This is a genomic window from Streptomyces recifensis, from assembly GCF_002154615.1.
GTDB lineage: Bacteria > Actinomycetota > Actinomycetes > Streptomycetales > Streptomycetaceae > Streptomyces > Streptomyces griseoluteus.
The window spans coordinates 1-5959 of sequence record NZ_MUNH01000445.1 but is presented as its reverse complement, the minus strand read 5'-3'; the positions used below and the strand labels follow the sequence as shown (position 1 = coordinate 5959).

General features: G+C 72.0%; 6 protein-coding genes and 1 pseudogene. 3 read left to right on the top strand and 4 right to left on the bottom strand.

The window, feature by feature from the left end:
* The 3 genes and pseudogenes from CCN33_RS22225 to hemL form a co-directional block, all read right to left on the bottom strand.
* Positions 1 to 214 (bottom strand): annotated as a pseudogene (locus tag CCN33_RS22225) (hypothetical protein); the annotation flags it as partial.
* Positions 215 to 295: 81 nt separating this feature from the next.
* Positions 296 to 952 carry a histidine phosphatase family protein gene (locus CCN33_RS22220; protein ID WP_086695298.1) on the bottom strand — a complete coding sequence of 219 codons (657 nt, stop codon included), beginning with the start codon at positions 950 to 952 and terminating at the stop codon, positions 296 to 298.
* Between the two features lie 50 nt (positions 953 to 1002).
* Positions 1003 to 2319 carry a glutamate-1-semialdehyde 2,1-aminomutase gene (gene hemL, locus CCN33_RS22215; protein WP_086695296.1) on the bottom strand — a complete coding sequence of 439 codons (1317 nt, stop codon included), beginning with the start codon at positions 2317 to 2319 and terminating at the stop codon, positions 1003 to 1005.
* Positions 2320 to 2667: 348 nt separating this feature from the next.
* Here hemL and CCN33_RS22205 point away from each other — a divergent pair, with 348 nt between their 5' ends.
* On the top strand, positions 2668 to 3306 hold the full coding sequence (locus CCN33_RS22205; protein WP_202460864.1) for a hypothetical protein: 639 nt from the start codon (positions 2668 to 2670) through the stop codon (positions 3304 to 3306).
* Between the two features lie 63 nt (positions 3307 to 3369).
* Here the strand turns inward: CCN33_RS22205 and CCN33_RS22200 are convergent, their stop codons facing one another.
* Positions 3370 to 4632, bottom strand: a complete 1263-nt coding sequence (locus CCN33_RS22200; protein WP_107483973.1) for a hypothetical protein — start codon at positions 4630 to 4632, stop codon at positions 3370 to 3372.
* Between the two features lie 185 nt (positions 4633 to 4817).
* On the opposite strand from CCN33_RS22200, the gene CCN33_RS22195 reads away from it, so the two are divergent.
* Both CCN33_RS22195 and CCN33_RS22190 read left to right on the top strand, forming a co-directional pair.
* Entirely contained in the window at positions 4818 to 5300 is a 483-nt protein-coding gene (locus CCN33_RS22195) for a hypothetical protein (protein ID WP_086695294.1), read from the top strand.
* A 198-nt stretch (positions 5301 to 5498) separates the two neighbouring features.
* Positions 5499 to 5798 carry a hypothetical protein gene (locus tag CCN33_RS22190; RefSeq protein WP_086695293.1) on the top strand — a complete coding sequence of 100 codons (300 nt, stop codon included), beginning with the start codon at positions 5499 to 5501 and terminating at the stop codon, positions 5796 to 5798.
* Positions 5799 to 5959 lie beyond the last annotated feature (161 nt).

The following is a 5959-nucleotide window of genomic DNA, read 5'->3' as shown; positions in this document are numbered from 1 at the left end:
GGGCGGGCTGATGGGGCTGCTTGCCGGTGAAGGCGGTGGAGCCGTCGCCGATGGGGCGGGCCTTGGCGGGGGTGCTGCCACGGGGCGAGGGCTTGTCCGAACCGCTCGGGTGCTTGCCGCCGCCCACGGAGGCGGAGGTGCCGCAGCCGACGAGTCCGGCCGCCGCCGCTCCCGCGCCGAGGCCGAGTATTCCCCGCCGGGTGATGGTCTGCATGAAGCTCCCCGATTCGTCACGCTCACTGGATTCACCCAGTCAGATGATGTGACGAACGGGGAGGTTCCTCGATCGGCCGGTTCAGGCGCCGAAAGCCTTGCCCTGCGCCTCGGAGCCCTTCTGCGGCTTGGCCCCCGCGCGCAGATGCGCCGGCACCAGGTCGATCGCGGGCTCGCTGTAGCCGACGGACACGATCTTGTCGCCGAGGTAGGTGAAGGACGTCAGCGAGGCCAGCGTGCACTGCCGCTTGCGCGGGTCGTGCCAGAGCCGGCGCCGCTCGACGTAGCTGCGCACGATCCAGATCGGGAGCTGATGGCTCACCAGCACCGCCTCGTGCCCGCGCGCCGCGTCCTTGGCCGCGTTCAGCGCGCCCATCATCCGCACCACCTGGTCGACGTACGGCTCGCCCCAGGACGGCTTGAACGGGTTGACCAGGTGCTTCCAGTTGTCCGGGTTGCGCAGCGCGCCGTCCCCGACCCCGAAGGTCTTGCCCTGGAAGACGTTGTCCGCCTCGATGAGCCGGGCATCGATGGAGAGGTCGAGACCGTGCGCCTTGGCGATCGGGGTGGCCGTCTCCTGCGCCCGCTCCAGCGGGGAGGCGACGACATGGGTGATGTCGCGCGGGGCCAGGTGCTCGGCGACCCGCTCGGCCATCTTCCGGCCCAGCTCGGAGAGGTGGTAGCCGGGCAGCCGCCCGTACAGCAGGCCGTCGGGGTTGTGCACCTCGCCGTGGCGCATCAGGTGGACGACGGTGACGTCCTTCTCACCGGCGTTGCTCTCGGGGGTGGTCACGCGGTCGCCTCCGCGGCGGCTCGGGCCGCCGCCGGGAGGGCGTCGGCGATCTTCTGGATGGCCCGCTCGTCGTGGGCCGTGGACACGAACCAGGACTCGAAGGACGACGGCGGCAGGTACACGCCGTTCGCCAGCAGCGAGTGGAAGAACGCGGTGAAGCGGAACGACTCCTGCCGCTTGGCGTCCTCGTAGGTGCGCACCTGCCGGTCGGTGAAGAACACCGAGAACATGTTGGAGGCGTGCTGCAGCCGGTGGGCCACGCCCTCCTTGCCGAGCGCCTCGGTGACCAGCGACTGGATCTGCGCGGAGACCGCGTCGACCTTGTCGTACGCCGCGTCGTCCAGCAGCCGGAGCTGGGCGAGACCGGCGGCGGTGGCGACCGGGTTACCGGAGAGGGTGCCCGCCTGGTACACCGGGCCGGCCGGGGCGAGGTGCGCCATGACGTCGGCGCGCCCGCCGAACGCGGCCGCGGGGAAGCCGCCGCCCATCACCTTGCCGAAGGTCATCAGGTCGGGCTTGACGCCGTCGACGCCGTACCAGCCGGCGCGGGAGGTGCGGAAGCCGGTCATCACCTCGTCGGAGATGTACAGCGCGCCGTTCTTGGCGCAGGCGTCCTTCAGGCCCTGATTGAAACCGGGCTCCGGCGGGACGACGCCCATGTTGCCCGGCGACGCCTCGGTGATCACGCAGGCGATCTCGCCGGGGTGCCGGTGGAAGGCTTCCTGTACGGCCTCGAGGTCGTTGTACGGCAGCACGATGGTGTCGCCCGCCTGCGCCCCGGTGACACCGGGCGTGTCCGGCAGCGCGAAGGTGGCGAGGCCCGAGCCGGCGGAGGCCAGCAGGGAGTCGACGTGGCCGTGGTAGCAGCCGGCGAACTTGATCACCTTGGACCGCCGGGTGAAGCCGCGGGCCAGCCGGATGGCCGACATGGTGGCCTCGGTGCCGCTGCTGACGAGACGGACCTGCTCGACCGGCTCGACGCGGGCGACGATCTCCTCGGCGAGCGCGACCTCGCCCTCACCGGGCGTGCCGAAGGAGGTGCCGCGCGCGACCGCCTCCTGGACGGCGGCGATGACCTCGGGGTGCGAGTGGCCCAGGATCATCGGACCCCAGGAGCAGACCAGGTCGACGTACTCACGCCCGTCGGCGTCGGTCAGGTACGGCCCGCTGCCCGAGACCATGAACCGGGGCGTGCCGCCGACCGCGCGGAAGGCGCGCACCGGCGAGTTCACGCCACCCGGCGTGACCTCGGAGGCGCGGTCGAAGAGCGCCTGCGAGGCGGGCGCGTCGTAGGGGTAGGGCGTTTCGCTCATGACGTGCGGCTTCTCCGACTTCTCGGAATCCGGTGGGGTGGTGACCCCCTCAGGGTAGGCGGAGCGGCCCGGCGGCGGCGCCGTGCCCCGTCGGGGCGGGGTCCCGCGCTCCTCCCGTCGCTCGTGGGGGCCGATCCGGCCGACCTTCCTGGCCGGTGTTTCACGATCTGCGAGACTGACACCTGATACACACACCTCCGCGGCACGTAGTGATCTGAGACCGGGAAGATCCTGCGGACTTCGGTTTCACCGCACGTTTCGGCGGGCGGCCGTGGGGGAGGTCACTGACACGATGATCGGGTTGCGCGGCGGGGGCCACGCGTCCTAGAAAAGCACTCGGGTGGAGATATGCATCGCGGTGGCGGACTGGGCGAGGGGACTGACGACCTGGGTCCTCGGCGAGCCCGGCGGGGAAGGCACCGGCGCGAAGCGGAGGAAGCGACCGAAACACGTCAGGCCGACGCACGACAGGCACAGGGTCTACCGAGTGAGCCCGAGCGGGGCGACCGGACCGCCGACCTCGGGGCGGGGAGCAGAAATGGTGGTCGGGTGGGGGTGACGTACAAATACTTCGGTGCGCCGGACGGCGCGACCGCTGCCCGCGTCCCCATCTCGATGCGTCCCGAGGAACTCGGCGGCGACGAGCTGGGCATGAACGGCATGTTCACCAAGATCAAGCCGGAGACGATGGCCGCGATGGTGCTGACCGGCATCGAGGGCGTCCCCCTCCACAAGGTCCCGCCCCTCGAACTCGTCGTCCTCCACCCCGACTACGCCGTCGTCAAGCTCCCCATGACCGTCGTCGACCCCCTCCGCGACATCGGCGAGGAAGCGGTCGGCGCGGCCGCCTTCATCTGGTCCACGGTCCCGGACCGCGGCGGCCCCCGCGACGCCTTCAACGTGTACCAACTCCTGCACGAGTGGCAGGACTTCAGCCACCGGCTGCACGAGGCGGGGCATCAGCCGTACTGCTTGGTGTGGCCCTGAGCGGAGGATTCCGGAGGTGGGACCGTCCGTGTGCCCGCCTCCGCCGCGACCCCGTCTGACGGCTCAGGCCGCCCGCTCCTCCCCCACGAAGTCCACCACCGCCAGCGCGAACAGCAACGCCAGCGCGATGCCCACGACCACCCAGCCGGTGGGGTGCGGCCACAGGACGAACACGACCACCGCCCCCGCCACCAGCAGCCAGCCGAGCCAGACCCGGTGGCGGTGGACGAAGGGGCCCACCGGGCCGGTGCGCAGGCCGAGGCGGTCGGTCTGGGCGCGGGCCGCACCGATGCCCGCGTGCCAGATCTGGCGCAGGGCGCGGGCGTGGCGGCCGGGGCCGCTGAGCCAGGCGGCCAGGGCGAGGACCACGCCGAGGGCGACCACCGCCCGTACCGCCGTGCGCAGGAAGCGGGTCAGGGTGTCGTAGACGGCGCCGGCGGCGGGCTGGGACACCGAGGCGGGCAGCGCGTCCAGGTAGAAGGCCCGGAAGACACTCAGGCCCACGCCCAGCAGGAGGGCGGTGACGGCGAACCCGAGAGCCGCCGCCACCAGCGCCCGGCGCCGGCGGACCGCCAGCAGCACCCCGCCGGCGAGCAGCAGGGCGGCGACGACGGGCAGCCATACCCCGGCCAGTTGCAGCAGCCGGAAGTACGTCTGGAGATCGGCGACCTTCTCCGTCCGCAGGACCGTGAAGTCCGTATGCACGTCCGGGATCTTGGCGGCGGGCTTCAGACCCGCGTCCACCAGCCGGGACTTGACCTGCTGGACGACGGGGGCCAGATCGACCGTCACAGCGTCCCCCTCGATCCGTACCGCTCCGCCGCCGCTGCCGGTCAGCGCCTTGTCCACCGTGGTGTGGAGCCGGCGGTTGGCATCGGTCCAGAAGCGGGCGAAGGTCTCGGACGCGACGACCTCGCGCGCCTTGTCCTGGACGAACCCGGAGATCGCGTCGTCGAGCGACTTCCCGAGCGCGCCGAGGGCCTTCTCCAGCCGGGGCCGGTCGGCCGGGGCCACGTCCTTCAACAGGTCGCTCAGGTCCAGGTAGCGCATCAGCTCGTCGGTGATCCGCGCGGCGGCGGCGTTCTGCACGGCGGGGTCGTGGGCCAGGGGCGCGACGGTGGCGACGTACTGGTCGGTGTCGTCCGCCAGGTCGGCCGTCCAGGTGGCGACCAGGGCCAGCGGCGCCAGCAGGCAGCCAAGAACGATCAGTACGGCCGCGCACACCGAGCGCATGCGGTGCCGTACGGGCGCCGGGCGGGACTCCAGCGCGTCGACGCGCTCCCGCAGCCGGGCCATCTCGTCGTCGCCCGGCTCCCGATCCGCCATGCCGGTCCACCTCCGTCGAAGCCGTGCCCTGCCTGCCGTAGGAGCAGCACATCCCGAGCCCCGGGCGGGCGCGAGCGACGGTGGGCCGTTCAGGTGTGCGCGCCCCACGCCTGCCGCACCCGGCGTGCGGACGACGGTGACCCCGCCTTCACTGGGGGCAGCGGAGCCGAATTCGGGAGGCTGGCATGGCTGGGTGCGGGACACGGCGGGTGGCCGGGACGGCACTGATGGCGGCGCTCGCGGTCGCGGTGACCGGCTGCTCGGACGGCAACAGCCCCTCCGGCCAGGCCAGCAAGGCCGCCTCGGCCGCCTCCTCCCTCGCCTCACGGGCCTCCGGCACGGTGGCCTCGGCCACGGCGGAGGCCAGGCGGAAGCTGGACCAGGTCAAGGGCGGGGTGGACGCCAAGAAGGACGTTTCGGTGGGAAAGGTCACCACCGGCAAGGGCAACGTGCCCACGGCCGAGGTGTCCGCGAAGAACACCACCGGCGAGAAGAAGTCCTTCACCGTGCAGGTCAACTTCCGTGACGCGAAGGGCGATCTGCAGGACACGGTGATCGTGAACATCGACGATGTCGCGGCCGGGGCGACCGGCCGGGCCACCGCCCGCAGCCACCGCCAGCTGTCCGGCGACATACGGGCCGACGTGGGGACGGCACTGCGGCACTGAGCCGTCGGCCATGATGGAGGGGGTCGTATACACGGCCTCGCTCGCCAGTCCGGACGCCAGAGCCGTCGCCCGGAAGGGCCGGCCGTCGTTGTCCACACCCAGGGAGCAACCGCACGGCAAACCCGCCCGCACCGGGCCGGGCCTACGTATCGTAGGTTTTCAACCGCCCCCAGCCACAAGCCAGTTCATCGGGGAGACATGCACCAGACACGATCCGAGACCGAACCGGCGGGGACCGCGTCGACGCCGGTCGTCGATGTGCGGGACCTGAAACCCACCCTGACCCTGCTCTTCGTCAGCCTCGCCATCGCGGCCGTCGGCGTCTACGAACTGTGCGGCTTCGGACTGCACAGCCTCGACCAGCGTCCGCACCTGTTCAGCGACGGCCTGACCACCGGCGGGGTGATCGTCGCCGCGGTCGCGGCCGGAGCGGCGTTCGGCAACCTGGCCTGGACCCTCTCCGCGGCCCGCCGGGGCCCCGAGGACGAGCGCCCCTAGGGCCTGTCTTCCGGATCTTGCCGGGGTCGCGGTGCCTGGCACGCACATCTGCGGCGTTGTCGTCACTCCCCGACGCTCCGCGTCGACTCCCTCCTCCGCCTTGCACCTGCACGCACCAGACCCCACTCGGGTCGGCCCTAAGGCGCCGTCGGCCCGAGCCG

Coding starts and splice junctions, on each gene's coding strand:
- CCN33_RS22200 (WP_107483973.1), bottom strand. CDS start 4,632: ATGGCGGATCGGGAGCCGGGCGACGACGAGATGGCCCGGCTGCGGGAG.
- hemL (WP_086695296.1), bottom strand. CDS start 2,319: ATGAGCGAAACGCCCTACCCCTACGACGCGCCCGCCTCGCAGGCGCTC.
- CCN33_RS22205 (WP_202460864.1), top strand. CDS start 2,668: ATGCATCGCGGTGGCGGACTGGGCGAGGGGACTGACGACCTGGGTCCT.
- CCN33_RS22220 (WP_086695298.1), bottom strand. CDS start 952: ATGCGCCACGGCGAGGTGCACAACCCCGACGGCCTGCTGTACGGGCGG.
- CCN33_RS22190 (WP_086695293.1), top strand. CDS start 5,499: ATGCACCAGACACGATCCGAGACCGAACCGGCGGGGACCGCGTCGACG.
- CCN33_RS22195 (WP_086695294.1), top strand. CDS start 4,818: ATGGCTGGGTGCGGGACACGGCGGGTGGCCGGGACGGCACTGATGGCG.